This is a genomic window from Pedobacter sp. GW460-11-11-14-TSB4, assembly GCF_059423705.1.
This window is the reverse complement of the sequence record NZ_JBWKYI010000028.1, coordinates 1-25,716: the sequence shown is the minus strand read 5'-3', so window position 1 is coordinate 25,716 and position 25,716 is coordinate 1. Positions and strand designations below refer to the sequence as shown.

At 37.6% G+C, this 25,716-nt stretch carries 26 protein-coding genes; 14 read left to right on the top strand and 12 right to left on the bottom strand.

Annotated elements, in window-relative coordinates; translation table 11 throughout:
* Positions 1-158 precede the first annotated feature (158 nt).
* On the top strand, positions 159-1,043 hold the full coding sequence (locus AC07YT_RS20840) for an AraC family transcriptional regulator (protein WP_086547676.1): 885 nt from the start codon (positions 159-161) through the stop codon (positions 1,041-1,043).
* Positions 1,044-1,091: 48 nt separating this feature from the next.
* On the opposite strand, the gene AC07YT_RS20835 is transcribed toward AC07YT_RS20840, so the two are convergent.
* Positions 1,092-1,970, bottom strand: a complete 879-nt coding sequence (locus tag AC07YT_RS20835; protein ID WP_145954272.1) for a hypothetical protein — start codon at positions 1,968-1,970, stop codon at positions 1,092-1,094.
* Positions 1,971-2,072: 102 nt separating this feature from the next.
* Complete coding sequence (locus tag AC07YT_RS20830) at positions 2,073-3,887, bottom strand: MutS-related protein (protein ID WP_086547678.1); 1,815 nt, start codon at positions 3,885-3,887, stop codon at positions 2,073-2,075.
* Between the two features lie 113 nt (positions 3,888-4,000).
* Here AC07YT_RS20830 and rlmH point away from each other — a divergent pair, with 113 nt between their 5' ends.
* Genes rlmH through AC07YT_RS20815 form a run of 3 tightly spaced genes read left to right on the top strand, consistent with a single transcriptional unit; the run spans position 4,001 to position 6,056 of the window.
* The gene (gene rlmH / locus AC07YT_RS20825; protein WP_086547679.1) at positions 4,001-4,474 is read left to right on the top strand and encodes a 23S rRNA (pseudouridine(1915)-N(3))-methyltransferase RlmH; all 474 of its coding nucleotides are present in this window, start codon (positions 4,001-4,003) and stop codon (positions 4,472-4,474) included.
* 53 nt (positions 4,475-4,527) lie between these two features.
* Positions 4,528-5,877, top strand: coding sequence for a tetratricopeptide repeat protein (locus tag AC07YT_RS20820; protein ID WP_086547680.1), 1,350 nt, complete (start codon positions 4,528-4,530; stop codon positions 5,875-5,877).
* 50 nt (positions 5,878-5,927) lie between these two features.
* On the top strand, positions 5,928-6,056 hold the full coding sequence (locus AC07YT_RS20815; RefSeq protein ID WP_255352031.1) for a hypothetical protein: 129 nt from the start codon (positions 5,928-5,930) through the stop codon (positions 6,054-6,056).
* A 60-nt stretch (positions 6,057-6,116) separates the two neighbouring features.
* Here AC07YT_RS20815 and AC07YT_RS20810 read toward each other — a convergent pair whose 3' ends face one another.
* Both AC07YT_RS20810 and AC07YT_RS20805 read right to left on the bottom strand, forming a co-directional pair.
* Positions 6,117-6,659: a DUF5606 family protein gene (locus AC07YT_RS20810; RefSeq protein ID WP_086547681.1), complete on the bottom strand. Its 543-nt coding sequence runs from the start codon at positions 6,657-6,659 to the stop codon at positions 6,117-6,119.
* A gap of 148 nt (positions 6,660-6,807) precedes the next feature.
* Complete coding sequence (locus tag AC07YT_RS20805) at positions 6,808-7,269, bottom strand: peptidylprolyl isomerase (protein ID WP_086547682.1); 462 nt, start codon at positions 7,267-7,269, stop codon at positions 6,808-6,810.
* 411 nt (positions 7,270-7,680) lie between these two features.
* On the opposite strand from AC07YT_RS20805, the gene AC07YT_RS20800 reads away from it, so the two are divergent.
* Positions 7,681-8,862, top strand: a complete 1,182-nt coding sequence (locus AC07YT_RS20800) for an asparagine synthetase B (protein WP_086547683.1) — start codon at positions 7,681-7,683, stop codon at positions 8,860-8,862.
* A gap of 284 nt (positions 8,863-9,146) precedes the next feature.
* On the top strand, positions 9,147-9,878 hold the full coding sequence (locus tag AC07YT_RS20795) for a porin family protein (protein WP_086547684.1): 732 nt from the start codon (positions 9,147-9,149) through the stop codon (positions 9,876-9,878).
* Positions 9,879-9,942: 64 nt separating this feature from the next.
* Here the strand turns inward: AC07YT_RS20795 and AC07YT_RS20790 are convergent, their stop codons facing one another.
* Genes AC07YT_RS20790 through lpxK form a run of 3 tightly spaced genes read right to left on the bottom strand, consistent with a single transcriptional unit; the run spans position 9,943 to position 13,799 of the window.
* Complete coding sequence (locus tag AC07YT_RS20790; RefSeq protein WP_494945510.1) at positions 9,943-11,949, bottom strand: putative porin; 2,007 nt, start codon at positions 11,947-11,949, stop codon at positions 9,943-9,945.
* A gap of 1 nt (position 11,950) precedes the next feature.
* Positions 11,951-12,766, bottom strand: coding sequence for a purine-nucleoside phosphorylase (locus AC07YT_RS20785; protein ID WP_086547685.1), 816 nt, complete (start codon positions 12,764-12,766; stop codon positions 11,951-11,953).
* Positions 12,738-13,799 (bottom strand): tetraacyldisaccharide 4'-kinase, encoded by a 1,062-nt coding sequence (gene lpxK, locus AC07YT_RS20780; protein ID WP_086547686.1) that lies wholly within the window; start codon positions 13,797-13,799, stop codon positions 12,738-12,740. Before lpxK ends, AC07YT_RS20785 begins: the two co-directional genes overlap by 29 nt.
* Before the next feature lie 227 nt (positions 13,800-14,026).
* On the opposite strand from lpxK, the gene AC07YT_RS20775 reads away from it, so the two are divergent.
* The 8 genes from AC07YT_RS20775 to AC07YT_RS20740 all read left to right on the top strand — a co-directional run bounded on the left by AC07YT_RS20775 (position 14,027) and on the right by AC07YT_RS20740 (position 21,014).
* On the top strand, positions 14,027-15,166 hold the full coding sequence (locus tag AC07YT_RS20775) for a sterol desaturase family protein (RefSeq protein ID WP_086547688.1): 1,140 nt from the start codon (positions 14,027-14,029) through the stop codon (positions 15,164-15,166).
* Positions 15,167-15,656: 490 nt separating this feature from the next.
* Positions 15,657-16,787, top strand: coding sequence for an NAD(P)/FAD-dependent oxidoreductase (locus tag AC07YT_RS20770; protein ID WP_086547689.1), 1,131 nt, complete (start codon positions 15,657-15,659; stop codon positions 16,785-16,787).
* Positions 16,788-17,501, top strand: a complete 714-nt coding sequence (locus AC07YT_RS20765) for a methyltransferase domain-containing protein (protein ID WP_086547690.1) — start codon at positions 16,788-16,790, stop codon at positions 17,499-17,501.
* Complete coding sequence (locus tag AC07YT_RS20760) at positions 17,498-18,550, top strand: type III polyketide synthase (RefSeq protein ID WP_086547691.1); 1,053 nt, start codon at positions 17,498-17,500, stop codon at positions 18,548-18,550. Before AC07YT_RS20765 ends, AC07YT_RS20760 begins: the two co-directional genes overlap by 4 nt.
* Before the next feature lie 46 nt (positions 18,551-18,596).
* The gene (locus AC07YT_RS20755; protein WP_086547692.1) at positions 18,597-19,037 is read left to right on the top strand and encodes a 3-hydroxyacyl-ACP dehydratase FabZ family protein; all 441 of its coding nucleotides are present in this window, start codon (positions 18,597-18,599) and stop codon (positions 19,035-19,037) included.
* Positions 19,030-20,307 (top strand): beta-ketoacyl-[acyl-carrier-protein] synthase family protein, encoded by a 1,278-nt coding sequence (locus AC07YT_RS20750; RefSeq protein ID WP_086547693.1) that lies wholly within the window; start codon positions 19,030-19,032, stop codon positions 20,305-20,307. The genes AC07YT_RS20755 and AC07YT_RS20750 overlap by 8 nt, the downstream gene beginning before the upstream one ends.
* On the top strand, positions 20,300-20,560 hold the full coding sequence (locus AC07YT_RS20745) for an acyl carrier protein (protein WP_086549411.1): 261 nt from the start codon (positions 20,300-20,302) through the stop codon (positions 20,558-20,560). The genes AC07YT_RS20750 and AC07YT_RS20745 overlap by 8 nt, the downstream gene beginning before the upstream one ends.
* Positions 20,550-21,014, top strand: coding sequence for a 4'-phosphopantetheinyl transferase family protein (locus AC07YT_RS20740; RefSeq protein ID WP_086547694.1), 465 nt, complete (start codon positions 20,550-20,552; stop codon positions 21,012-21,014). Before AC07YT_RS20745 ends, AC07YT_RS20740 begins: the two co-directional genes overlap by 11 nt.
* A gap of 140 nt (positions 21,015-21,154) precedes the next feature.
* On the opposite strand, the gene AC07YT_RS20735 is transcribed toward AC07YT_RS20740, so the two are convergent.
* The 5 genes from AC07YT_RS20735 to AC07YT_RS20715 all read right to left on the bottom strand — a co-directional run bounded on the left by AC07YT_RS20735 (position 21,155) and on the right by AC07YT_RS20715 (position 25,391).
* The gene (locus tag AC07YT_RS20735) at positions 21,155-21,298 is read right to left on the bottom strand and encodes a hypothetical protein (protein ID WP_494945509.1); all 144 of its coding nucleotides are present in this window, start codon (positions 21,296-21,298) and stop codon (positions 21,155-21,157) included.
* A gap of 8 nt (positions 21,299-21,306) precedes the next feature.
* Positions 21,307-21,489, bottom strand: coding sequence for a hypothetical protein (locus tag AC07YT_RS20730; RefSeq protein WP_086547695.1), 183 nt, complete (start codon positions 21,487-21,489; stop codon positions 21,307-21,309).
* Positions 21,490-21,580: 91 nt separating this feature from the next.
* Positions 21,581-21,889, bottom strand: a complete 309-nt coding sequence (locus AC07YT_RS20725; protein WP_086547696.1) for a hypothetical protein — start codon at positions 21,887-21,889, stop codon at positions 21,581-21,583.
* Between the two features lie 80 nt (positions 21,890-21,969).
* Complete coding sequence (locus AC07YT_RS20720) at positions 21,970-24,153, bottom strand: peptidase domain-containing ABC transporter (protein ID WP_086547697.1); 2,184 nt, start codon at positions 24,151-24,153, stop codon at positions 21,970-21,972.
* A 77-nt stretch (positions 24,154-24,230) separates the two neighbouring features.
* On the bottom strand, positions 24,231-25,391 hold the full coding sequence (locus AC07YT_RS20715; protein WP_494945508.1) for an HlyD family secretion protein: 1,161 nt from the start codon (positions 25,389-25,391) through the stop codon (positions 24,231-24,233).
* Positions 25,392-25,716: the final 325 nt, after the last annotated feature.

The following is a 25,716-nucleotide window of genomic DNA, read 5'->3' as shown; positions in this document are numbered from 1 at the left end:
AGAACCCTGAAAATGAAATTATTTATTTTGTGCTTAATATTTTTAGGCGTGATCTAATCAAATGTCCTTATAAAAGCTATAAACAAAAATGTATTAAGTTGCGAAAAAGATGGACTATATTACTTTTAAAATATGTAATTTAGTGAAAAACACAAGTGATGACCGAAAAGTCCAATGCAAAAAAAGATGGGTTCGAATATGAAAGAACCATTATCATTCCACGAAATGTAATTAGCAAGCAATGCATTGGAAATGAAATCATAAGCAATTTATACCTCACCAATATTGGCCTTTACCCTAAAGCCCTAAACCATTATCGAAAAAGGGCAAACGGATCAGAACAGCATATTTTAATTTACTGTTCCGACGGAAAAGGTAGTGTAACATTAGAAAATACTACTTATCATATTGAGGCTGGCAACTACATTATTATCCCAAAAAAAACAGCTCATGTTTATCAGGCTGATTTAATTTTACCATGGACAATTTACTGGTTCCATTTTTCGGGTACCGGTGCTGATGCTTTGGTAGCACAATTACAAAATTATAAGGGATATGCCGGATTTAGTGAAGAACGAAACACCATTTTTAATACGATATATAGCCGCCTTGAGCGGGGTTTTAGCCGAGAGAATATTGTTTATGCCAATTTGTGCTTCCACCAGTACATTGCCGAGGTGGTTTATACCGACAAACATCTTGTGAATGATAAAATTATGGAACCCGATAAGGTTGAAGAGCTTATAGATTTTATGCGAAATAACATCGAAAAAATACTTACATTAAAAGAAATGGCGCTGGCTGTTTACCTATCGCCATCATATTTATCGGCTATATTTAAAAAGAAAACAGGTACTTCTCCTATCGATTACTTTAACCAGCTTAAAATTCAGAAAACCACACAGTATCTACTCTTTACCAACCTCCGAATTAACGAAATTGCACTAAAAATAGGCATCAGCGATCCTTATTATTTTAGCCGCCTGTTTTCGAGCATCATGGGTATTTCGCCAAAACAGTATAGGGATAACAGGTTTAACTGAGACATTTTTGGATAATAATCAGATGTTCATCTTATAAGATTTAATACTTCAAACCATTCTTGATGAAATATGATGATCAATATCAAAATTTGCCCAAACAATTTCCCGATCCACCATAGTGAAACGTTGATAGTGATTATATATTGATGCCACCTTAAAATCCGGCTCCATAACCAGCCACCAAGTTTTATTATCTGGCTTTAAATCTACACTGATTAAATAGTACATCTCTTTTATCTCATCCAATGATTTTTCAAAGTTGGTATTCTTAAATCTTTTGAAGATTAAATATTGCAAACTGGCAATTATAGCGTCATAATCAGAAGCTAGTTTTTTAACGAGCTCTACTTTATCGTCTATTTGCTGATCCTGGCTTTCTGTACCGATTGATAGTTCAATATTATGATCAGGATGAAGATTTGGCACTACCCCAAACCATTTTTTATCTTTTCTGTTGTAGATTAATCGACCAAAAGGTTCAACAATAATGCTTTTTGAATCATTATATACACTCTCCTCTTCTTTCCGAAGCGGGAAAACCCTCATACAAATAAACATAATCAAAAAAGATGGCCCGTAGGTAACCAAAAACTCATCAACACCAAGAGGCATTAACTTTCCAAATGCCCATAAATAAAGCATAAACAATGCTATTGAGGTCATAAGCGCATTGCCTGCAATCCTCTTTTTATTATAAACTGATTGGGCATTGCCATTAATTTTACGCATATTAAATAAAAGTGCGCAAAAAGTTAAAGCAATAAATATAGCGGCGTCTTTTAGATCCAAATAAACATTAACGCTATAATTTGAAGTAATAATTGGCAACATCTTGAGGTATGCCATCATGATTGCAAAGGTGACCGGAAGACAAAGTAACAGTGTAGTTAATGTTACTTTTAAGGAGTAAATAATGGCCTGTTTCATTGAGATATCGAAATTTAGATAGTTATGGCATTTTTTCAAAAAAATTGAAATCAAAAATTTAATCAATTAAGTAGCAGAGCAAAATATCCAATAATGTTAATATTAATCCAACGTTAAACCAATTTCCTTTAATAAAATTGCCGCATTAAAGGTTTTACAAGGCCCTTGCTTCAATAGATAATCAAACTTCATTTCGCCTTCGGTAATCTGGATATCGAAGTGAAAATTACGGACGGTTTCTGGGTAATCCACAATCAGATCGGCTAATTGTAAATCGTGGGTAGCAAAAAGTGCAGGTGTTTTTTCGGCAATCAACTTCTGTACAAAAACCTTCGAGCCTAAATATTTATCACGACTGTTTGTACCGCGCAGCATTTCGTCAATCAATACAAAAGTATCTTTGTCTTTCACCACATGATCCAAGATCATTTTCAGGCGGTTTAGCTCTGCTTTAAAAGTAGAGGTACTTTCGTTCAGCGAATCTTTAATCCGCATATAGGTATTGATCGAAAAAACAGATAATTGCATTTCTTTGGCACAAACCGGCGCACCAGCATAAGCCAATACCATATTAATGCCTAAAGTCCGTAGAAAAGTACTTTTACCCGCCATGTTAGAACCTGTTACAATATCTACTGTTGGTTTTGCTTCCAAATGAAAATCGTTATTCACCCTTATTTGCGCTGGAATAAGCGGATGCCCAATATGTGTGGTGGCTAATGCAAACTGATCGCTAAGTACTGGGAAAACCCAATCAGGCTGATTATAGGCCGTTGTAGCCAGCGAAATCAGCTCTTCAAAATCGCCTAAGTGGTCAAGGGCCGAAACCACATCCCTTGATGAAGATGTATACCAAATATCTAAACTGATGCAGCATTTTAAATCCCAGAGCAAAAGCGCATTTAATACACCACCGACCAGGAGATTCAGCCTGGCATCAAAATTCTGGATAATTTTAGACAATGCTTTAATTTCTTTGCTAACCGGGATTTTTGAGTCCAGTAAACTTAAGGTATAAACGCTTTTCCAGCTTTGATTCTCTGTCCATAAAATAGCACTGGCATAACCATTTAACAAACCCGAACTTCCACCGAAACAATAAAAAACTTTATTAATCTTCGCACCTAACCATACGTTCCATCCCGTGTGTATGACAAATAGAAGTGCCAGCACTTTCCAAAAAACACCGCTGACAAAAACAGCGGCCAATATCAATGTAATAGAAATATAAGGCACGAGTTTAACATAAAACCTCATCAACCTGCTCTTTACAAATTCCAATTGTGCACCCAACTGGTGTTTAAGCTGCATTTTAATCTGCTCTATTTTATTGGGATCGTAGCCATGCAGGTTAGCCCTGAAACTATAGGTCTCTGCTATCTTTTCCCTTATTTCATTTACAGCTCCCTGGCGGAGTAATATCCGGTCTCTGGTCGATTTTTCTGCGAAATTTTTAGCCAGTAAGTTATTCCCGTTTTTGGTACTACAACGGTTAATCAGGGCAAACAATGATGCGTTACCAAAAATATCAAGATCAGCAGTATAAGGATGCAGTTCAGATTCGAAAACCTGACCATGGTCGTATCCGTTAGCCGCACCATTTAAAACATTCCATTCATTCTGATAAACCCATAAGAGTTGCTTTTTATAATCGATTTCGCGGTCGAGCTGACTTTGTCTGCGGACAATAAAAACGAAGGCAATTACAGGCAGCAGCAAACAAATCTGAATTAATGTCCGCAGGCTGTCGTCTGCCGAGCGCAGCAGCAAAACGAAAAATAAAATTTCAGCGAGGAATACACCTATGCGCATTAAAGAAAGCTGATCGATCCGTTTCCTGGTTTGATCTATATCTGCTGTAACCTGTTTAATTTTCTGATCGTAATCGGCTATTATTTCTGCTTGTTGTTTTAACATGGTATCGCTTCGGTGTATCTATTTTCGAAGGTATAAGATCGATAGATTGTATTTTTTGTTACAATTTTCTCTAAGTTTGAATCTCGAAATTCTAAAGATAGGCAAAATATTAAATGAAGATTACATTGATCGCCATTGGCAAAACAGAAGATAAATACCTGATTGAAGGAATTGATAAATACATCAACCGCTTAAAACATTATATTAACTTTAGTTTTGTGGCTTTGCCAGATGTAAAAAATGTTAAAAACCTAAGTGAAGCGCAGCAAAAGGCCAAGGAGGCCGAACTGTTGCACAAACAAATTAATAATGGCGATGTTGTTATTTTGCTGGATGAAAAAGGGAAAAAATATTCATCAGTAGAATTTTCGAACTACTTAAATAAACAGATGATTGGTAGTGTGCAGCATTTAATTTTTATTATTGGCGGCCCGTATGGATTTGATGAAAGCATTTACAAAAGAGCAAACGGTTTAATTTCCTTATCCGACATGACCTTTTCGCACCAAATGATCAGGTTGTTTTTTGTAGAGCAGCTATACCGTGGATTTAGCATTTTAAAAGGCGAACCATATCACCACGCTTAACATTATATTTTGGCATTAAAAACTCTATACCATTAAATCCCATCTTATTATTCATGAAAAGAATTTTATTAATACTCTCGATCTTATTCATTACAAATTTTAAAACCTTCCCTCAAAAGGCAAAGGATTATTATGAAAAAGGGCTAAACGCCTTCCAAAAGAAATTAGATAACCAGGCTGTGCTTTACCTTGATTCATCTATAAATCTTAAAAATGATGAATATGTCACCTATCAACTTAGAGGCTTTATCAAATCTTATCAGGGTAAATTTGTTGATGCTATTTCAGATTTTGATAAAGCCATAAGGCTCAATCCGAATGATGCCGATAACTTTGGTTATAGAGCTTCTGCAAAAGGTTCAAATACAGATATTAAAGGTGCTGTGCAAGATTTAACCCAAGCCATTAAAATTGCGCCAAGAAAAGGTGAATATTATAGAGATAGAGCGAAGTTTTATGCAAAATTACAAGATACCGTTTCGGCACAGCTGGACCTCAATAAAGCAATAACAATCGATCCTGAAGATGCTTATAATTTTACTGAAAGAGCTGTTATTAAAGATTCTGCTCATGATCTGCCTGGCGCCTTACAAGATTTAAACCAGGCAATTCTCATCGACCCTAATCAATCTACGTTCTATAGGCAGAGGGCAGAATTGCACCTCAAACTTCGCGATACAATATCGGCATTATCAGATTTTGATCATGATATCAGACTTGTAAAAAAAGATAATCCTATGTTTTATTGGGATCATTACGATAGAGCTAAAACAAGATTTTTAACTGGCAACTACACAGGTTGCGTTGAAGATTGCAAGGTAATCATTACAGATTTTAACATCCAACCTGATACATCTTTGATAAAACTCGCATATGAATATAGCGCACAGGCCAATCTTAAGAACGGCAATTATTTGGCGACTATTTCAGATTGTAATGATCTTTTGAAACTTTACCCAAAAGATTATACGGTGTACCTGGCAAAAGGAGAAGCACATTTTAGGCTTAACGAATTTAACGATTGTCTGAAAGCAGTAAACGAAGCTATTGCAATCCATCCTACAGCTGAGGCTTATTTTTATAGATCGCTAGCGAATGCCAAACTGAACCACCTAAAGGAAGTTGAAAATGATTTAACGAAAGCTATTAATTTAAATTCCAATTATTTTTTAGCGTACAGGAATCGGGCACTGGTTAGAGGGGTACTCGCAAATTATAAAGGAACCATTGCTGATGCAAATATTGTTCTCAAAAACGATCCAACAGACGTTAAGGTACTCACTACAAAAGGAATGGCACTATATTTTCTTAATAATAAAAAAGAAGGTTGCCCAATCGTAAAAAGAGCGGCGAGTCTGGGTGATCAGAATGCAAAACAATTTGCAAAAGAAAAATGTAAATAAAAAACCTTATGGAATAATTATGCTATAATCATCATTAAATAAAAGAAATTATGCTATTAGATAAATATAAAAGGGAATACAGATATAAAAGCAATCAGAATGGCAACAATAAATACCTATGGATCAGCATTATTGCCTCTTTGGTTATTGTAGCTTTGCTTTACTATTTCTTCGATTAAACCCACAAAAAAACACCAGACAAATTGCCTGGTGTTCCCTATCATTTCGGTAAATAAAGCTTAAACGCCTTTTTTACTGGTCATACTTGCTTTTTTAGCTGGAGCTGAAGTTTTAGTAGTTGCTTTAGCACTAGCTGATGCTTTAGATCCTGTGGCTTTTTGCTTTTTATCTGAAGCTGCTTTTTCTTCTGACAACTTAACCTCTGCTGATGTACCCGGAGTTTCAGGAGTTTCTTCCGTAAACAAAGGCAGATCTTTTAATAAGTTATACCAGGTGATAATTTTCTTCATATCAGAAGCATACACTTTCTCCTGATCGTGACCTGGAGCTACTTCAAGGAAATAAGCACGTAAGTCGCCTTTCAAATCTGGAGTAGATCCTTTTGCAGAAATTTTAGCAAAAATATCGGCCAATTTAATTTCTTCATCTTCACCATACACGGTAATATCTTCTAAAGAAGCTAATTTTGTGTTGGTGATGTTCGCTACAATTTTAGTTTTTTGAGCATCTAAGCCTTCTAAAATGTAACCTACTTTATTTTGTCCAACCAGTTTAAACAAACCTGGTCTGCCAGATACGGCAACAATTCCTCTTAAATTCATATTATGTGTGTTTAGCGGTTAGTGTTTGGTGTTTAGCGTTATAACACGCTCGCCCCCAAACGCATCGCGTTTTTTAATGTTTTAAAAACCTCAATATTCAGCAATTGGTATCAGCGCTCTAAACGCTTATCGCCAAACGCATGGCGCACTAATCTTCTAAAACTTCAATGTTTAAAATTTTATCACCCTGACGGATATCGTCTACAAGGTCTACATTCTCCACAACTTTACCAAAACAAGTATGGTTACGGTCTAAATGAGCAGTATTGGTTCTGCTGTGACAGATAAAAAACTGTGAACCACCAGTATTGCGGCCAGCATGAGCCATAGATAAAACACCACGGTCGTGATACTGATTTTCGCCATCTAATTCGCAATCAATTTTATAACCTGGGCCACCAGTACCTGCCAAATGCGCTTTAGCCGGATCTTTTGAATTCGGACATCCGCCCTGAACCATAAAGTTAGGAATTACACGGTGAAAAGTTACACCATCATAAAAGCCTTCTTTAGCTAATTTTTTAAAGTTTGCAACGGCTTTCGGCGCATCATTTTCGTAGAACTCTACGGTCATATCGCCTTTTTCTGTTTTTATTATTGCTTTACTCATATCAATATCGGTACTAATTTTAAATTTTGTTCAGCTAAAAAAAATTCATATTTTTTTAGTAAAGGGCAAAAATAACAAAATTGTATAAATAGAACATCTTTAAATTATAAATCTACCTAATATTAAGAGTAATTATAGGTAAATGAACAGTAATTCGTACTTGGCGGCCTGTAGCCCCGCCATTCGCTGTAGCCCTCGTAAAAAACTCGGGGCTGCCGCTGCTGTCGGGTTTAGGTACAATTTGGTGCAAGCCGTAAAATCGAAAAAAATTAAGCACTTTATATTTTAGTTAACACGCTAAATAAGTTATTTTAGTGTTTTAAGCATACCGATTTGATAAAGAAATATTATATCCTGCTCATTTGCCTGCTTTGCTCTTTGGGCTTAAGGGCCTCATCATTGTTAATTTACATGGATGAAGACCAAAAAAACCACCTCAAAGCATACGGAATTGCCTATTGGACAATCAGCAAACAGCTGGAGGTAGATTGGCTTTTAAATTACCGCGGCGGCAGCTTTTTAATTAAGTACAATAAAACCGTAGAAGATGAACTTAAAATCCGCGGCGTATCATACGAAGTAATGGCCGATGGAAAAGTAACCAATCTTTTAAACGAAATCAGCGATCCATCGGTAAACATGGAGATGGTTAAACTGGAGAAAACACCAAAAATTGCGGTATACTCACCAAAAAGCAAATTGCCCTGGGATGATGCCGTTACACTCGTTTTAACCTATGCTGAAATTCCGTATGATGTAATTTATGATGATGATATTTTACAGGATAAATTAAGCAAATACGATTGGTTACACCTGCACCATGAAGATTTTACCGGGCAATACGGACGTTTCTGGGCCAACTTCAGGTATGCAACCTGGTACCAGGAAGATGTTAAAAACCAGGAAACCTTAGCAAAACGCATGGGTTATAAAAAGGTTTCGGAGATGAAATTAGCCGTTGCCAAACACATTAAAGAATACTGTGCGGGTGGAGGTTTCTTATTTGCCATGTGCTCTGGTACGGATAGTTTCGACATTGCGCTTGCCGCCGATGGCGTAGATATTTGTGCGCAAATGTTTGATGGCGATGGCGCAGATCCAAATGCACAAAGTAAACTGGATTTCAATAAAACACTCGCCTTCCAGAATTTCAAGTTAGATAACAACCCGATGAATTATGAATTTTCGGATATCGATGCGACTCAAACCCGTACACTGAACCAAACCAACGATTATTTTACTTTATTCGATTTTTCGGCCAAATGGGATCTTGTTCCAACCATGCTTACCCAGGATCATGATAAGGTGATTAAAGGTTTTATGGGGCAAACCACAGCCTTCAGAAAGAGTTTAGTGAAAACAAGTGTAACTGTTTTGGGCGAAAATAAAGGCGCTGCAGAAGTAAGGTATTTACATGGAGAAATTGGCAAAGGTCAGTTTACATTTTATGGCGGGCACGATCCGGAAGATTATCAGCACGCCGTAGGCGATCCGCCAACAGATTTAAATCTGCATCCAAATTCGCCAGGCTATCGCTTAATCTTAAATAATGTGCTTTTTCCAGCGGCAAAAAAGAAACCTCAAAAAACATAATTTGCCAGAATTTAGCTTTTGGCATTACCGATTTCAGGTTAAAAAAAATGTTAATTTTTCACTATATTCCTGTTATGTATACAGTAAATTGTGCTTGATATGATTTCTGATTCCTATCATCGCTTCACTTAAATGCTGCAAAAAGCATACTGAAAACCAATACATTAGCTACTCAATTGTAACACACTTGATACTTTGGCACAGCTTTTGGAATTGAGACTTGTAATTAACAACAGGTTAAAGCCTGAAATTTTTAAACAAGATTCTTCTAAAAGAAAAATATTATGAAAAAGTTACTATTAAGTGCATCAGTTATTTTATTAGCCACGGGTGCTTTCGCTCAATCTACTACAGGTACTACTTCAAGGTTCGGTATCAAAGCTGGAGTTAACTTAGCTAAAATCCATTCGAGTGGCGACAATGAAGCATTGTACAACGATAATGCGAAAAATAATTTAGGTTACAATGTTACTGCATTTGGAGACTTCGGAATAGCCAACAACTTTTTTATCCAACCAGGAATTTCATTACAGAACAAAGGTGTTAAATTTGAAGGCACCAATTCAGCAACAGTTGGCGCAGTAACAACTACTACAACAACTTCGTTGAAAACAAATGTAATGGCTATAGAGGTACCAATTAATGCGGTATTTAATATCCCTACTGGTGAAAGTGGTGCAGTACAGATTAGTGCTGGTCCGTATGTTGGATTTAACATTTCTGGTAAAAACAAAGGAAATACTACAACTACAACAGTAAATAACAACACCAACTCAAGCGTTACTTCTACCAACAGCAATGATAAAGATTTAAGTTTTGGTAGTGCAACCGATAAGGATGCAAGTGGTACAGATTTCGGTGCAAACTTTGGTTTAGCTTACCGTACATCTTCAGGTTTCTTAGTAGGTGCTAATTATGGTTTAGGTTTAAGTGATTTAACTCCAAAAGATTCGAGAGCTAATTCAAATAAATATACTAACCGTGTATTAGGATTTACAGTAGGTTATTCATTCTAAGAAAAGCCTTAAAAACAAAAGCCTCTCGGTTTAAAAATCGGGAGGCTTTTTTATGCTTGATTATTTAGTCGTAAAAGTTCCAGCTAACCCCAAATTTTAATAGTGCATCTTGCATGGGGTATCTGTTCACAGTGTAATAACCTGGCTGGAATAAGCCTTGATTTACAAAATCGTATTTAACAAAAATATTAGCCCTTTTTAAGTTTGCTTTAAAAAAGACATCAATTACTGGTTTTGAAGCTAAATTGGTTGGATTGCTTTCATCGATATAAAACTGCGCCGTTGCAGGTGAATATAAATAGTTTGCATATTCAGCGTTATACCGCACATCAAATCCCACATTAGCTTTTAATACTTTGAAAAAAGTATTATCAAAATAAATGCTGTTATAAGTATAAAGTTCTGGCGTTCTTAATACTGAATTTTTATCTGTTTTTTGATAAGCAACATAATTTTCCATAACAAACTTACCAAATCTCGATTTCTTTGATACATCCAGCCTGATTAAGCTAATATCAGCAGTAGCTTGTTTTGGCAAAATGGCATTTGTTCCATTGCTATGGTCGGCAGCAAAATAAACGTAATTACTGGTTAAGAAATATTTGGCCCCTGCAGTAAAACCATACTTATCATTGATATAGTTAAATGATAAATTGGCAATTTTAGTGTTTTTAAAATCACTGTTTGTCCACTGGTAATGATTACCATGATAGTAATTAAAAATAGCCGCTGGTGTTTGGTTTTGTGCATAGGCACCCAATTCGATTCTACCTATGTTTTTACCTAAAAGAATTTTACTTTTTGCCTCGTATAAATAATCACCTGCGTTCTCACCTTGCAAAATTTGCTGTACATCTAAATTAAAATCGATATTGTTAGAGAACCGGTAACCTGCTGCCCCTAAAATGGTAATGTTTTGATAAGCAAATCTGCTGCGCTCGTAATTGGTTGCATCTTGTTTTATGCCCAGATATTCATGCTTGTAATAATCGTGCCTAACCCCAGCATCAACCTTTAGTTCGTTTTTAATAACCGAACTGTTTTTAGGCCTTAAGAAGAAACTATAAATAAACTCATTTTTAATATGTTTTACATGGGTTGAGTCATTCGTAAATAGGGTACTCGCAATTCCAGGAGGCAGTACGTTATTAACATCCGCTCCATTTTTGTAAAAATCGAAACTGTCGTTATTGTACTCAAACGTGTACGAAACCTTGTTCGTTGGTAAAACAGCATTGTTCACATTTGCAGAGGTATCTATCCGGCCTACATAATAGGTTTGCTTTAAGAAAACCGTATTTTTCCGGTACATATTTCTTGAGTCTGATAAATTTACGGGCTCCGCTTCTCTCGCAATTTTAGAATAATCTTTATCAAATAAACCTGTAGCTACCGTTGAACCATTCTCGTAGGCACGCATGGTATTAAAGATTGCCGATGCCCACATATTATAACGTTTGCTTGGCGACTGGTACCATGAAAATACGGCAACATTCAAATTATCGCCACGCTGCCGGGCGTAAAAGCCTTTAGAATCGCCACGGTTAAAATTAACACCTACGTTCCAGTTTTTTTTAATATTTTGTGTATGTATGGCCCTGAAAAGTTGTTCTTTTTGTCCGGCACTAACAAAATATAAGCTGGTAAAGGGAGTTCTGGCCTGGTAGTAAATAATATCTTCAGGCGTTAAAGCATAATAGTCAAGCGAATGAAATCCGGCATCAAAGCCAATCCTTTTACTAGGCTCATACAATAATGGCCTCGCGGCCAAACCCATGTTACCATTGCTTATGGTGGGGTGCAGGGGTTGTAAAAGCGGACTATAATTCTGAATATTGGTGGTGGAGGTATCTAAAGGCAGCAGTACAATACTATCTTTAGTCAACGATAACTTGGTAAACCTGATATATTTTGCGGTAAAAACAACAGAATCCTTTCCCGAATCTAATTTCTTTCGAACAGAATCAAGTTCCTTATTGGTACCAACACTTGTTTTTAAATCTTGCGCAAAGACTTTGTTAATGCCCAACAGCAGGAAGAGAAAAAAACAGATTTTAACGACTTTATACATCTTATAGTTCAGAAATTAAGCGGGTTAAAATCTCAGTCATTTTAGGCTCAGCTTTGGCTGCTGCTGCTAAAATTTCATCTAAATTAAAAGGCTGCAGATCTTCAGGAAAACCTTCATCCGTTAATACGGAGATAGCGAAAACAGGCAAACCAGCGTGGTTGGCCACAATCACCTCAGGTACAGTACTCATGCCAACGGCATCGGCGCCAATTAAACGCAGGTATTTATACTCGGCTTTGGTTTCTAAATTCGGACCAGAAACCGCAACATATACCCCTTTATGACAGTTAATATCAACATTTTTAGCTATTTCAAGTGCTTTGGCAATGATATCCCGCTTATAAGGCTGACTCATATCCGGAAAACGCGGACCTAATTCGCTTTCGATTAAACCCCTCAATGGGTTATCTGGCTGCAGATTAATATGATCAGCGATAATCATTAAATCACCTTTTTTAAACTCAGGATTTAGCGAGCCCGCAGCGTTAGATACAATTAAGTTTTCGATACCCAAACCTTTCATTACCCTAACCGGGAATGTGATCTGTTGCATGCTGTAACCTTCGTAATAATGTAAGCGCCCTTGCATGGCAATAATTTTCTTCCCGTTTAATGTTCCAAAAATTAGTTTCCCGCTATGAAATTCTAAAGTAGAAATTGGAAAATTCGGAATATTAGAATACATCAATTGATGCTCAACTTCGATTTCTTTTACCAAGCCACCCAAGCCAGTACCTAAAATAATACCTATTTCTGGCTTAAAGTTCTCTGTTTTACGTTTTATATATTCAACGGTTTCTTCTATTGCTCTTAACATAGTTTAAAATGAGTTCGTCAAAGGTAATCTTATCTTCTTCAAATAATTCAACCTCAATGGGTAAATAATATACAGGTAAATCTACCAGTAAATCTTCAAATCCGGTAGCTCTTAAACGCTTGCTATCCTTTTCTGTTGTGATAATGATTTTATCTTTTTTAGTACTGGCCATAAAAACCGATTTAAGCTTCTTAATATCATCATTTTTAAAAGCATAATGATCAGGAAATTCTTCGTGTTTTATGGTTTCAGCATATTTTTCAAGCTCTTCTATTAACGGGGCTGGATTTGCAATTCCGCTGAGCAGGAAAATTTCGAAATCTTTAATCGATTCGAGTGTGCGGCTTTCATTATGGTATAAATGGATAAGATCGCCGTACTTTAAATAGGAATGTAATACAGGTTGATTTGCATTTGGCTGCAGCTCGTTTACCGAGGCCTGCTGCGCTACATGTAACAATGGAACCGGCGATTTTGTGACCAGCAATACATCGGCCCTTTTGCGTGAGGAGAAAACATCCCTTAAATTTCCGGCAGGTAACAAAAACTGTAAAGTACCCAGCTTTCTAAACTCGAAAAGCAAAATATTAAAACCCGCCCTTACCGCGCGGTGTTGAAAGGCATCGTCAAGGATAATCAGATCATGGTTGTCTTTCAATTGCTTAATCCCATTCACACGGTCTTCGCAAACAGCAACGGTAACAGCTGCAAATTTTTGATGATACTGTAAAGGCTCATCCCCAATTGTTTCAGCAGTTGCAGTGCTATCGGCAACAATAAAACCTTTCGTTTTCCGTCCGTAGCCCCTGCTTAATATGGCTATTTTATAATCGGCCAGCAACCTCACCAAATATTCTGTGGTTGGTGTTTTACCCGATCCGCCAACGGATAAATTGCCTACACAAATTACCGGTAAACCGAACTTTACAGATCGCATCAATCCCCAATCATAAAGTTTTTTACGGAGGACAATAGCCATTCCATAAATGAGTGAAAAAGGAAGCAGCAAAAGGCGTAGATAGTTAAGTAGCATATCGTGGTTTCAAAAATACTGATTATTTAAAAAAGAATGGCATGGCTTAGGTCAATGCCCGATAAAGCAACCGTTGAGCGAATGAAATGGTTTGCAGGAAGAGGATTTAGTCCGAAGTCGGTAGTCTGGAGTCCAAAGTCAATTAACCTGTTTGAAGTTTCGAATCACTTATTCGACTATATTTTATCTTTTTTTATTATCATTGTTATCTACCAAAACATATTTTAATGTCTCCGAACAAAAGATTAGTAGTGGGCCAGGGCCAGATTAGTGGGTATATTTCTATTTTTTTAGCTGTGCTGGCGCTTTTAGGTATCCTGTGTTTTCATTATCCTGAAAAGCTTACCACACCCGAATTCCGCGAAATTTACACGAAAAACAGCATGGAAGCACTAATGCTTGGCGGTGTTATTGCAGCATTCTTTTTTTCTTTATTGAGTTTAATCCTCAGTAAAAAACTCAAATGGGCCTGGCCAGGCTTTGTACTTGGTGCTTTGGCCGTAATATTGGGCGCTTTGAGTGTTGAAGGGAGAGATGTAGCCAAATCGAGCTGGCATTTTGGCTTAGACTGGATGATTTTAGATCTGCTTTTAATGGTCGCTATTTTTGTTCCTTTAGAATTATTCTTCCCCAAAAACAATGAGCAGACTAAATTCCACGAAGAGTGGCGCACCGATTTAACTTATTTTGTAATCAGCCATCTGTTTATTCAGTTTTTCGGTATTGTAACCCAAAAACCTGCCGTATTATTTTTTGGCTGGATCGGTTTAGATAAATTGCACACCTGGGTACAGGGACTCCCTTTTATAGTAGCTTTGTTTCTGGCTTTTTTTAGTACCGATTTGTTTCAATATTGGGCACATCGTTTTTTTCATACCCGGGTAGCCCTTTGGCGTTTCCATTCCATACACCACTCTACACAAAATATGGATTGGCTGGCAGGAAGCCGCACACATTTTATCGATATCTTTTTCACCCGCGCAATGACTTTCATTCCGCTTTATGTTTTAGGCTTTTCATCAACCGTGTTCAATGTGTACATTATATTTATTGCCATCCATGCAGTACTCATCCATGCCAACACCAGGATTAATTTTGGCCCTTTAAAATACATTTTTACGACACCACAATATCACCACTGGCATCATTGCGAAGATCCTAAATACTATGGACATAATTTCGCTTCCATATTTCCTTTTATTGATATGATGTTTGGTACTTATTATTTACCAGGCAAAGAATGGCCCGCCGGAACGGGCGTACATGAAGCTTCGTATCCGAAAGGTTTTGTTAAACAATCCATTTATCCCTTTACCAAAAGTCCTTTTGATACCGATTTGAATATGGAAGAAAGAAGCGACAGATAGATGTCAACGCCCGCTTCTAATAATGAAATGGTACAGCTATTTATGTAACCTTTTGACGGCAGCTAGCCAATTAATATAGCCTGAAGATTGTTTAGCAAAGCAGTGTTGGTAAACATTGTTAATGTTCGTCGGGCTTTACGCTAGATTCCCGATGAAGAATCGGGAGATGCCGCTGCAATCCCGTTTATTCAAAACAGACACTGCTGCTATTAAAGTTTTTTGAAGCTCCCGGAAAAGACAATCAATTGTTACAAACGATAAAATCGTAAAGCATTTCTGCACTCATTTGGAAACGGGCACTAACGAAATTGAGAGGCATTTAAACAGGCCCTTCAACAGGCTCAGGATGACAATTTATAACTATATAGCCTCCATTGTACACCCAACCCGGTGCCCTCTGTGCTCTTTTTTCGATTATCTCTGTGGTTAAAAATTCGGAGATGGAACAAACAAATGGTTAAAACGTTATATTAGTATTCCATCTCATCTTATGCGGTCCGAAACAGAAATTTTAATTATTGGTGGTGGATTGGCAGGTTTAACGGCCGCACTTCACCTGAATAAGTTGGGTTTAAATGTTACGCTGATCGAAAAAGATACCTATCCCCACCATAAAGTTTGCGGCGAATACATTTCGAATGAGGTGCTCCCCTATTTTGAATGGCTCGGCCTGGATATTGAAAATCTTGCGCCCACATCAATCAGCGATCTGCTTTTCACCTCCCTTTCGGGCAAAAGTATACAAACTAAATTGCCGCTGGGTGGTTTTGGTTTAAGCAGGTATACCATGGATCATTACCTGTATACCGAACTGATCAGGAGGAAGGTAAATGTAATTCATGATCGCGTGGTAGAAATAAACTTTGCCCAAAATAAATTTACAATAGTAACGGCAAACCATTCTTTTGTTGCCGCTTATGTTATTGGTGCTTATGGAAAAAGATCGGCTATTGATATTAAGCTAAACCGGAGTTTCATTAATAAACGATCGCCTTATCTGGCAGTTAAAGCACATTATAAGGCTGATTTTCCGAACAACCTGGTTAGTCTGCATAATTTTCAAGGTGGTTATTGTGGGGTTTCAAAGGTTGAAAATGACCGGTTAAACATCTGTTATCTGGCGAACTATGAGCGTTTTAAAAAACACAAAAACCTGCAGGCCTTCCAGGAAAATGTGCTTTATAAAAACAGGTATTTGAAGGCTGTTTTCGAAAATGCCAGCAGTTTATTTGATGTTCCCTTAACCATCAGTCAGATTTCTTTTGAGGGCAAAGAACCTGTATATAACCATATGTTAATGATTGGCGATACTGCCGGATTAATTCATCCACTTTGTGGAAACGGTATGGCCATGGCCATTCACAGTGCCAAAATTGTTTCAGAACTTTTGCATCAAAGAATCGGCGGACAAATCAATTCACGTGTGGCACTGGAGGAAAATTATACTCTACACTGGAACAGGGAATTTAAAAGCCGCTTAAAAACGGGAAGAATATTATCTGCTTTGCTCAGGAACCATAATTTCGAAAGTCTGGCGATGAATGCCTTGACTAAAATGCCCTTTTTACTCCATAAAATAATTAAACAGACTCATGGTAAACCCATCAAGATTTCATCATAAATGCCAGTAGATACCACATATAGAAGCACAGCACCCGAGATTATGGATGATTTCGCCATGGAAGGTGAGGTATTACGCGATGCACTCGACAAAATAGCCAGTATTAATCAGCTCCTTGGGGGTAATAAAGTTACACTCGATGGGGTGAAAACCTTAATCAACGGCAAACCATTAGATCAAGTTATACGTATTACTGATATCGGCTGTGGAAATGGAGATATGTTACGCACCTTGGCCGATTATGCTAATAAACAAGGTTTACATTTTATTTTAAAAGGGATAGATGCCAATAAATTCACCATCAGTCATGCGCAAAGTTTATCTGAAAACTACCCGAATATCACCTATGCCTGTAGCGATATATTTGATGATTTAAGTAAAACAGAACCTTGCGACATTATGCTGTGTACCTTAACCTTACATCATTTTAAAGATGAAGAAATTATTGATCTGCTAGAAAATTTTAAAAGATCGGCAGCCATAGGCATTGTGATCAACGATCTGCAACGGAGTGCAGTAGCCTATTACCTGTTTAAAGCTTTGTGTTATGTTTTCCGTTTAAATGATATGTCGCGGGAGGACGGTTTAATATCCATTCTACGCGGGTTTAAAAGTGCAGATTTGCTCAAATACAGCAAACAATTAAACTTAAAATCGAGTTCAATAAAATGGAAATGGGCTTTCCGCTACCAATGGATAATTAAAACGATATGAGCGTAACCGTAAAAGCAGTAAGTAAAGCCTTGCCCGAATTTTCGCGGTCAACCACCGAGATTCTACCATTTCTGGATATTTGGTTAAAAGACCAGGATGATCGCTTGATCAGGAAGGTAAAAAAGATTTTTGAAAGCGCCGCGGTAGATAAAAGATACTCGATCATGTCGCCTGAAGAAGTTTTTAGTGATTTAAGTTTTGAGGAACGAAACAACATTTATGTAAGGGAAGGAATAAAACTAGGTGCTAAATGTTTGGAAACCGCACTCCAGAAAGCCAATTGGCAGGCACAGGATTTAGACTACATCATTACGGTAAGCTGCACCGGCATTATGATCCCTTCTTTAGATGCTTATCTGATTAATCTCCTCAAACTGCGTCAGGATATTGTTCGCTTACCCGTAACCGAAATGGGTTGTGCTGCCGGGGTATCGGGCATGATTTACGCTAAGAATTTTCTGCAAGCCAATCCGGGCAAACGCGCCGCGGTTGTTGCAGTAGAATCGCCAACGGCAACTTTTCAATTAAACGATTTTTCGATGGCCAACATTGTAAGTGCCGCGATATTTGGCGATGGTGCCGCTTGTGTACTGTTAAGTTCGAATGAAGAAGATAGCGGGCCAGAAATTTTAGCCGAAGAAATGTACCATTTTTACGATGCTGAAGAGATGATGGGATTTAAGCTCACCAATACCGGATTGCAAATGGTACTGGATGTGGCTGTTCCGGAAACCATTGCCAGTCATTTTCCGGATATCATTCACCCTTTTCTGACCAAACACGGCTTTGGAATTAACGATATCGACCATTTGATCTTCCATCCGGGCGGAAAAAAGATTATCCAGATTGTTGAAGAGCTATTTAGTCAGTTAAACAAAAATATAGATGAAACAAAAGAAGTTTTAAGGCTTTACGGAAACATGAGCAGCGCAACAGTTCTCTATGTTTTAGAACGGATGATGGAGAAAAAGCCAATGCCTGGAGAAAAAGGACTGATGTTAAGCTTCGGCCCGGGTTTTTCAGCACAGCGCATACTTTTACAATGGTAACCATTCATTCAATCATGCTATTATTCAAGAACTCCATCCTTCAGCCATGACTACACAAGAAATAATAGATCAACTGCCTTACGGTAAATCTTTTCTTTTCGTTGATGAATTGTTGCACATTGATGAAAATGGAGCGAAGGGCACTTATACTTATGCCAAAGATTTACCCTTTTACGAAAGTCATTTTAAAAACCATCCCCTAACCCCTGCAGTCATACTTACCGAAACCATGGCACAAATCGGATTGGTTTGTTTAGGTATTTACCTGTTAAAAGATATTGATCAAAATGTATCGATCGCCATGACGTCAAACGCTATTGATTTTTTAAAACCAGTTTACCCTGGTGAACAGGTTACCGTAACGAGTGAGAAAGTATATTTCAGGTTTAATAAACTGAGTTGTAAGGTAAAAATGGAAAATGCAGTTGGCGAAACGGTTTGCAAAGGAAATATTTCCGGGATGTTAATTTCGAAAGAAAATGGGTAACAGAGTTGTAATTACAGGTTTAGGCATATGCGCACCCAATGCCACAACCATTAATGAGTTTTCGGAGGCCATAAAAAAAGGGCTTTCCGGAATCCGCCATCAACCCGATTTGGAAGCCTTAAACTTCTCTTGCCAGATTGCAGGCAAACCAGCACTTAGCGAAGCGCGGATCAGCCAATATTTTACACCACTTGAATTACGAAACCTAAATAGTACAGGAATTATTTATGGTGTTATTGCTGGCCTGGATGCCTGGAAGGATGCGGGTTTAACAATTGAGAATAATGACGAACCCTACTGGGATAGCGGAACCATTTTCGGTGCGGGCACTTCTGGTATCGATAAATTTAGATGGGCCATTAATAAAATAGATGCACTTGAAATCAAAAAGCTGGGAAGTTCGGTCGTGATACAAACCATGGCCAGCGGCGTAAGTGCTTTTATCAGCGGAAAATTAGGCTTGGGGAATCAGGTAAGCACCAATTCATCGGCCTGCGCCACAGGAGCTGAAAGTATATTGCTGGCTTACGAAAGAATTAAAACAGGTCAGGCCACAAAAATGTTAGCGGGGAGTACCAGCGACAGTGGCCCTTACATTTGGGGTGGTTTTGATGCCATGAAAGTTTGCACCTTTAAACATAACCACGAACCCGAAAAAGGCAGCCGCCCAATGAGTGCAAGCGCAAGTGGTTTTGTACCTGGCAGTGGCGCCGGCGCCCTGGTATTAGAATCGCTCGAAAACGCAATGGCAAGGAAAGCCAAAATTTATGGCGAGGTGCTTGGCGGTCATATCAACTCAGGTGGTCAGCGGGGTTTAGGCACCATGACTGCCCCAAACCCTACCGCTGTACAGCGGTGTATCCAGGCAGCATTAAAAAATGCGGGTATTGAAGCCCGTGAAATAGATGTAATTAATGGTCACCTTACCGCAACAACGAAAGATGCACTCGAAATAGAAAACTGGAAAGCAGCATTACAATTATCGTCTGACGATTTCCCGTATATCAATTCATTAAAAGGTATGATTGGCCATTGCATTGCAGCATCAGGGAGCATAGAATGTGTGGCTTCGATACTTGAACTTTCGGAAGGATTTATTTTCCCGAATATTAACTGCGAAGACTTAAACCCCGAGATCAGCACTTTAATAAATGCGAAATGCATTCCACAAACTTTAATTCAAAAACCAATTAATATCTTAGCTAAAGCCAGTTTTGGTTTTGGCGATATTAATGCCTGTATTATTTTTAAAAAATACCCTCATGAATAAAGAAGAGATTATCGCAGCCTTAAAAACAATTGTCGAACCTTACAGCGAAGAGGTAACAGCCCTGGCACATATTGACGAAAACACTGATTTTATAACCGATTTAAAAATAAATTCGGCCAACCTGGTTGATATTGTTTTAGATATTGAAGAGAAGTTCAACATCGAAATAGACAACGATTCGATGGCGAAAATGCTCAACGTAAAAGCCACGACCGAAATTATAGCTCAAAAGCTGGAAGCACATGCTGGGTAACGATATCGTTGACCTGGATCTGGCAAAAATCCAAAGTAACTGGAGGCGTAAAAACTACCTGAATAAGATTTTCACAACCGACGAACAGCTACTCATTTCATCAGCAAAAAATTCGGATGAAATGGTATGGCTGTTATGGAGTATGAAAGAATCGGCCTATAAAATCCATAACCGTACAACAGGCATCCGAAATTTTGCGCCTAAAAGTTTAAAGTGTTCAATTTATACCAGCATCAGGCAGGTAGAAGGTCTGGTAAACATTGATGAGCATACATATTTCACTAAAAGCGATTTACATCTGAGCTACCTTCATACGATAGCCTCAGCAGTTTATAATGAATTAGCTGAAATCAATATAAATATTTACCAATCTCCGGAAAACCTTTTTGATTATAAAAGCACTAAACCAGGCTGCGTAAGCCACCATGGACGGTATCTAGCGTTAATATATTGAAGAAAAGCAGTTAACTATAACCTGATGACAGGCGACATAGAGCATAAAGTATTATATGCAACAAATCCTTTAATGAATTATTAAAGGATTTGCTCTGTTTAAACTGAATAATAAGATTTAAAAAAATCGTATGTCACTCTTTATTTTTTAAAGAAAGTAGCCCAAACGATAAGTGCTTTGCCAACCCAATGACCAACTTCATAGCCTAGATCTTCAGGGGTTATCTCTTTAGCACTACCACCATTCGTGATGAGTAGTTCATTTTTAGTTAATTCTTGTATCATAATAAATTTTAGTTAAAAATAGCATCGTATACACCTTTAAAAAAACCTTTGTAAAATGCGCCGTCTCCTTTTGCACGATCATATACCAGTCCATAACCACCAGCATCATATCCCATTCCACCGTTTTCTTCAAGCATTTCGATAGCATTCATTTCCTGAACACTAAGGTTTTCTAAATTTAAATTTTTCATGATTTAATTCTTTTTAATGATGTACCTACTCTTTAAAGGCTTTTCGGTAACCGCCTATTGTTGCAACACTACTAAATTACTTTTGCCCACTCTACAAAAAAAGGAGTGGGTAATTTTGCTGATAAAAAAATCCAGCATTTACATTCATTAACTCCTGAGGCTTTAAAACCGTAAAATCAGCCCTAATATTTACTTCAAATGCCTGGGTATAATAATATGTTTGTAACTGTCTCGAGTATTCTATCGGAGCACCCATTAGTTTCAACTCATCTAATACCACGTATAATCGCGAGGTTGAAATTGATAATCTTCTGGCTAAATTTTCTGGTGCACCTGTACGGCTTTCTTTTATCAGTTTGTGGATAATTTTAATGCGATCGATGTATTCTAATAATTTCATAATAAAACTGATGTGGCTTTAGTGTATTAAATTCAAGAGCTGGCAACTTTTCTTGCCAACTTGCTAGTAAAGTTCAACTCTTAGAGAAATGAAGGCATCATCAAACTTGTTAAATCCTCATCACCAAATTGTTGTTTCCATAAATTGGCGTAGTGGCCATTTGCAATCATCATTTCAGCATGGCTTCCTTCTTCTACAACCTTTCCTTTATCCAACACAATAATCTGATCAGCTTTTCTAATCGTAGGTAAGCGGTGCGCAATGATGATGATTGTTTTCTTTTGCATCCTTAACAGATCTATTGTCCGCTGTACATACTGCTCCGAAGCTGAATCTAAAGAGGAAGTCGCTTCATCCAGAATTAAAATCTCAGGATTACGGTACAATGCCCTTGCTATTGCAATCCTTTGTTTCTGTCCGCCCGATAAAGAAGCTCCGTTTTCGCCTAAATAAGTCTGGAAACCTTCTGGCAAAGCTTCAATAAAATCGATAATCCCTAACTGTGTACAAATACTAATAATCTGTTGCATGTTGGGTTCATAATCGCCAATGGCAATATTCTCGATTACATTTCCTGCAAAAAGATCAATTTTCTGGGGTACAACGCTGAGTAAATTTCTTAAAGAAGCATTGTTCAAATACTTAAGTGCATGATTACCAATAAAAATATTGCCCGATTGTATGGGATAAATATTTTGAAGTAACGACATTAGGGTAGATTTACCAGATCCACTCTCCCCTACAATCGCAGTAAAACTCCCGGCCTTAATCTTGAGGTTTAAATCTTCAAACACATTAACGCGACTGCCATACCTAAAGGCTACATGTTCGAAACGGATATCGCCCATTAATTCTTTGGTCAGGAAAACACTCGATGAATTTTGTTCAATTTCCAGATCCATAATTTCAAACAAACGATCGGAAGCGATCATGGCATCCTGGATAGATTTATTTGCACCAATTAACGAGGTAGCCGGACCCGTAAAATAACCAATAAGGGTATAGAAAGAAAATAATTCACCTGGCGTGATTTCTCCGTCCAAAACATAACCTGCACCCACCCAAAGCAATATGATCGTGAGCATACGGGCAATAACCTCGGTTGCTGTTCCGGAGAAAACAGAGTTTAAGCCTGATTTATAAATTGTTCTTAGCAGGCCAATAAAGTGCGTTTCAGTTTTTTCGTTGGTAAACCTTTCAAGGCCAAATCTTTTAATGGTGGCCACATTATTTAAGCCCTCAACCAGCTGCGATTCTAACTCGGCCGACTCCTCCATCAGCTTCCGCTGCATTTTCTTGTTTAGTTTATTGCTGATGAAATAAATCAGCAGATACAATGGAATAACCGCCAGCATCAATAAGGCCAGTTTCCAATAGTAACTGAACATTAAAATAAAAGAGAATACCACAATAAAGCCATTTACCACCAGATTAATAGAAACATCGTTTATGAAAGCCCTTATTTTAACGGCATCATTTACCCTCGAAATAATTTCGCCTACCCGCATGGTATCAAAAAATTGCTGAGGTAGCTTTAAGAGGTGTTTATAGTATCCCAATATCAAACCGGCATCTATCTGTTGCCCGGTGCGGATAGTAAAAATAGTTTTAGCGGTACCGATAAACAATTGCAGCGCTAAAATGGCTACCATCATTAAGCTCATTAAATTAAGCAGGTTCCGGTTACCCTCTACCAAAACGTGGTCGGTTATTTTCTGAACAAAAACCGAGGTAGATAGTCCCAGTATGGTATAAATTAAAGCACCAAAAAGCGCCTGTATGACAATACTTTTATGCGGTTTAATCAGGTTCCAAAAGCGGCTTCCAGTATCAACCTTTTCATTGCCCTGTTTAAAACCTTCATCAGGTAATAACAACACCAATACGCCCGTCCATTCGCCTGTAAATTCTTCAATAGTTTTGCGGTGCATTTTCCCATCGCCCGGGTCCATTACTTCAATGTATTTATCCGTTACTTTATAAATAACTACATAATGTTGCAATTGCTTCTTCACTATCACATGGGCAATGGCCGGTAATGGAATTTTAGAAAGACTGTCTAAATTGCCCTTTACACCTTTTGCTTCAAAACCCAGTTTATTTGCCGCTTCTATCAAACCCAAAACATTGGTTCCTTTTTGGTCGGTGCTGGCCAGTTGACGGATGCGCGCAACAGGCATTTTCAGTTTATAAAATGCAGATATAGATGCTAAACAAGCAGCACCACAATCGGTAATATCGCGTTGTTTTATTCGTGTAGACATGGGTTTTAGATGTGAGATTTGAGACTGGCGAACTGAGATGTGGGTTTGAGAAATTTGAAATTTTCTGCTTTGGTTTTTTAGCTTTTGGTTCCATTTGGATTTAACCAATCATCAACCTTGTCATATAGTAATTGATACAGGTTTCGTTTTGCAATAGTAAAGTGTGCATTAAAAGTCATCCCCTTTTTTACCTGTCCTTTGTAACCGTTTTTTAGCTTTAAATAATCCTTGTCCAGCTTACACTTCACTTTAAAATAAGGGCTTTGGTTAATCAGTATGATATCATCTGAAATGTCGGTTACTACACCATCCAGTAACCCCCATTGGTTATAGTTGAAAGCATCGATCTGAAACCGCACAATTTGACCAGCTTTAATTAAACCGATATCAGCAGGCTTGATGTAACTGATGGCCAGCAAAGCGCTATCAGGCGATATCTCGCCAATTTTCTGATTGGCCGTAATAAAAGAACCCAATTGTAAACCTGATAGATTTTGTACCGTTCCGGAAACCCCTGCGTTTAAATGGTATAATTTCTCCTGTTCGGTGAACTGGATTTTCTGACCAGCGAGATCTTTTAATTCTTTTCTATACTGATTTGATTCCGTTTGCCACTGTGTTTTGTATTTTTTAGCCACCAGATTGAAATCGGAAAGCGCCTGATCGTAATTGAACTTATATTGCTCATACTCTGCTTCAGTAACTACTTTCTTGCTATAAAGAATCTCATACCTTTTATAAATCTTGTAAGCCTGCTCGCGGGCATTTAAAGCATTTTGAATTTGCTCTGCATATTGCTGCCAGCTTGCGGCATACAGGCCGGTTTGCAATGCAGGTTGCCCGGCATTGCTTAAATCGACCAGTTTTAAGAGGAGGAGCGCATCATTTAATAAATCTTTTAATTCACTTGAGCGATTATTCAAAATCACGTTTTGCGTTTCAGGTAGAGTAGGGTCTATATTTAAAAGAAGTTGTCCTTTTTTTATTTTTTTATTATCTGTTAAATTAATCAGCGTAATTTTCCCACCTACTGGTGCCAATAACTCTGTTCTTTCGATATTACTCTGCAAAGAACCATTCCCCTTAACGCTTACTGTGGTGTAAATAAATGGTAAGGTAGCAAAAGCAGCAAGAATGGACAATATTGTGGCAGAATAAATAATTTGCGTACGTACCCTGGTATGGTGTAAAAAAATGATGGAATTATCTTCGAAATTGGCGTCTTCTGTTAAAGGCATAATCATCAACTGGCTTGGTTAAGGCCAAGTTTGTGATTATTAATTTATGCTGAAAAAAAGATACACGAAAAGGGAGATTGTAGGGATGAAAAGGTTGAATATTAAACAGAATGTAGTTCTTTCAAACATTAAACGATTCTAGAATGGTAAGGCAACTAAACAATAAACAGATAGCCGAATAGATTGTAAAGCGAGTGAAAAAGAATGGTTAAAAGTAGATAAAAGATAGTTTTTTCTTTCGCTTTCAGGAAAAAAAAATTCAAGAATGACCCTCCTATAAAAGTCATAGCGATATATATATAACTATAAAAATGCATCGATGAGA

What these genes read in the sequence shown, in the direction of transcription:
- AC07YT_RS20725 (WP_086547696.1), bottom strand. Translation starts at nt 21,889, where the DNA reads ATGAAATTATTAGAATACATCGATCGCATTAAAATTATCCACAAACTG.
- AC07YT_RS20835 (WP_145954272.1), bottom strand. Translation starts at nt 1,970, where the DNA reads ATGAAACAGGCCATTATTTACTCCTTAAAAGTAACATTAACTACACTG.
- rlmH (WP_086547679.1), top strand. Translation starts at nt 4,001, where the DNA reads ATGAAGATTACATTGATCGCCATTGGCAAAACAGAAGATAAATACCTG.
- AC07YT_RS20735 (WP_494945509.1), bottom strand. Translation starts at nt 21,298, where the DNA reads ATGATACAAGAATTAACTAAAAATGAACTACTCATCACGAATGGTGGT.
- AC07YT_RS20715 (WP_494945508.1), bottom strand. Translation starts at nt 25,391, where the DNA reads ATGCCTTTAACAGAAGACGCCAATTTCGAAGATAATTCCATCATTTTT.
- AC07YT_RS20740 (WP_086547694.1), top strand. Translation starts at nt 20,550, where the DNA reads ATGCTGGGTAACGATATCGTTGACCTGGATCTGGCAAAAATCCAAAGT.
- AC07YT_RS20730 (WP_086547695.1), bottom strand. Translation starts at nt 21,489, where the DNA reads ATGAAAAATTTAAATTTAGAAAACCTTAGTGTTCAGGAAATGAATGCT.
- AC07YT_RS20775 (WP_086547688.1), top strand. Translation starts at nt 14,027, where the DNA reads ATGTCTCCGAACAAAAGATTAGTAGTGGGCCAGGGCCAGATTAGTGGG.
- AC07YT_RS20765 (WP_086547690.1), top strand. Translation starts at nt 16,788, where the DNA reads ATGCCAGTAGATACCACATATAGAAGCACAGCACCCGAGATTATGGAT.
- AC07YT_RS20800 (WP_086547683.1), top strand. Translation starts at nt 7,681, where the DNA reads ATGGATGAAGACCAAAAAAACCACCTCAAAGCATACGGAATTGCCTAT.
- AC07YT_RS20790 (WP_494945510.1), bottom strand. Translation starts at nt 11,949, where the DNA reads ATGTATAAAGTCGTTAAAATCTGTTTTTTTCTCTTCCTGCTGTTGGGC.
- AC07YT_RS20830 (WP_086547678.1), bottom strand. Translation starts at nt 3,887, where the DNA reads ATGTTAAAACAACAAGCAGAAATAATAGCCGATTACGATCAGAAAATT.
- AC07YT_RS20795 (WP_086547684.1), top strand. Translation starts at nt 9,147, where the DNA reads ATGAAAAAGTTACTATTAAGTGCATCAGTTATTTTATTAGCCACGGGT.
- AC07YT_RS20840 (WP_086547676.1), top strand. Translation starts at nt 159, where the DNA reads ATGACCGAAAAGTCCAATGCAAAAAAAGATGGGTTCGAATATGAAAGA.
- AC07YT_RS20815 (WP_255352031.1), top strand. Translation starts at nt 5,928, where the DNA reads ATGCTATTAGATAAATATAAAAGGGAATACAGATATAAAAGCAATCAG.
- AC07YT_RS20760 (WP_086547691.1), top strand. Translation starts at nt 17,498, where the DNA reads ATGAGCGTAACCGTAAAAGCAGTAAGTAAAGCCTTGCCCGAATTTTCG.
- lpxK (WP_086547686.1), bottom strand. Translation starts at nt 13,799, where the DNA reads ATGCTACTTAACTATCTACGCCTTTTGCTGCTTCCTTTTTCACTCATT.
- AC07YT_RS20755 (WP_086547692.1), top strand. Translation starts at nt 18,597, where the DNA reads ATGACTACACAAGAAATAATAGATCAACTGCCTTACGGTAAATCTTTT.
- AC07YT_RS20805 (WP_086547682.1), bottom strand. Translation starts at nt 7,269, where the DNA reads ATGAGTAAAGCAATAATAAAAACAGAAAAAGGCGATATGACCGTAGAG.
- AC07YT_RS20820 (WP_086547680.1), top strand. Translation starts at nt 4,528, where the DNA reads ATGAAAAGAATTTTATTAATACTCTCGATCTTATTCATTACAAATTTT.
- AC07YT_RS20785 (WP_086547685.1), bottom strand. Translation starts at nt 12,766, where the DNA reads ATGTTAAGAGCAATAGAAGAAACCGTTGAATATATAAAACGTAAAACA.
- AC07YT_RS20750 (WP_086547693.1), top strand. Translation starts at nt 19,030, where the DNA reads ATGGGTAACAGAGTTGTAATTACAGGTTTAGGCATATGCGCACCCAAT.
- AC07YT_RS20810 (WP_086547681.1), bottom strand. Translation starts at nt 6,659, where the DNA reads ATGAATTTAAGAGGAATTGTTGCCGTATCTGGCAGACCAGGTTTGTTT.
- AC07YT_RS20745 (WP_086549411.1), top strand. Translation starts at nt 20,300, where the DNA reads ATGAATAAAGAAGAGATTATCGCAGCCTTAAAAACAATTGTCGAACCT.
- AC07YT_RS20720 (WP_086547697.1), bottom strand. Translation starts at nt 24,153, where the DNA reads ATGTCTACACGAATAAAACAACGCGATATTACCGATTGTGGTGCTGCT.
- AC07YT_RS20770 (WP_086547689.1), top strand. Translation starts at nt 15,657, where the DNA reads ATGCGGTCCGAAACAGAAATTTTAATTATTGGTGGTGGATTGGCAGGT.